At 67.5% G+C, this 1,124-nt stretch carries 1 protein-coding gene and 1 pseudogene; both read left to right on the top strand.

Annotation, left to right across the window (positions count from 1 at the left end; translation table 11 throughout):
• Nucleotides 1-283, top strand: a pseudogene (locus AC2VON_RS15455) (hypothetical protein); the annotation flags it as partial.
• Entirely contained in the window at nucleotides 280-1,056 is a 777-nt protein-coding gene (gene istB, locus AC2VON_RS15450; protein ID WP_486953739.1) for an IS21-like element helper ATPase IstB, read from the top strand. The pseudogene AC2VON_RS15455 and the gene istB, both read left to right, overlap by 4 nt.
• Nucleotides 1,057-1,124 lie beyond the last annotated feature (68 nt).

Here is a 1,124-nt window from a genome sequence, read left to right as displayed (position 1 = left end):
CCGCGAACGCGGCGACCAGGCGGGCACCCGGGCGTTGATCGAAGTCCTGCTCGCCCATCGCAGCCTGCCCGCCACAGCGGTGATCGCCGCGATGGATAAAGCGATCAACGCCGCCACGCTGGACCCGCAGGCCGTGCTGATCGATGCCCGCCGCCACGCCGGCGGTGCGCTCGCGCCGGTCATCCCAATCGGTGCACTGGCCCGCTACGACCGGCCCGCCCCGACACTGACCGGCTACGACGACCTTCTGGCCACCAGCGCAACGACCCAAAGCGCACCATGAGCACCCGGACCCAGGACGCCGCCCAAGCCGCTATCGGTGCCGCGGCCCGTGAATTGCACCTACCCACCGTCCGTGACGAAGCCGCCCGACTCGCCGAGATCGCCGTGCGGGAACGCCAAACCCACCTCGGGTTTTTGGCTGAAGTCCTGTCCGCCGAAGTCGACGACCGCAACGATCGGCGCCGCGCCCGACGCATCAGTGAAGCGAAGTTCCCCCGCCTCAAACGGCTCGCCGATTTCAACACCGAGGCAGTGCCATCGGTGACCGCCGCGCAGCTGGCCACTTTGGCCAGTGGCGCCTGGATCGACGCCGGGCAACCCCTAGTGCTGCTCGGCGACTCCGGCACCGGCAAAACACATCTGCTCATCGGACTGGGCCTGGCCGCCTGTGAACAAGGCCGCCGGGTTCGCTACGTGAGCACCGCAGCGCTGGTCAACGAGCTCGTCGAGGCCGCCGACGCCCGGCAACTCTCCCGCGTCGTCGGTCGTTACGCCCGCCTGGATCTGCTGCTGCTCGACGAACTCGGCTACGTCCAGATCGACACCCGCGGAGCCGAACTGCTCTTCCAGATCATCACCGAACGAGACGAACGCGCCAGCATCGGCATCGGCACCAACCTCCCGTTCAGCGAGTGGGGAACCGTCGTGGCCGACCCTCGCCTGGTCGCCGCGATCGTGGACCGAATCACCTTCAACGCCCACATCCTCGAAACCGGCACCCAGTCCTACCGGCTACGCACCAGCACGACCCGGCCAACCAAGAAAACCACCTGAGCGGCGAAAGGAAAACGACCATGCCAACCATCACCCTCAACAGCGCCGACGCCTCCGAACTCGCCGAT

Source organism: Mycobacterium sp. TH-M82 (assembly GCF_057473605.1).
The sequence above is the reverse complement of the archived record's forward strand: the minus strand, read 5'-3'. Positions and strand labels throughout refer to the sequence as shown.

Bases quoted from the DNA above. Each gene is read 5' to 3' on its own strand.
- istB (WP_486953739.1), top strand. From the start codon at position 280: ATGAGCACCCGGACCCAGGACGCCGCCCAAGCCGCTATCGGTGCCGCG.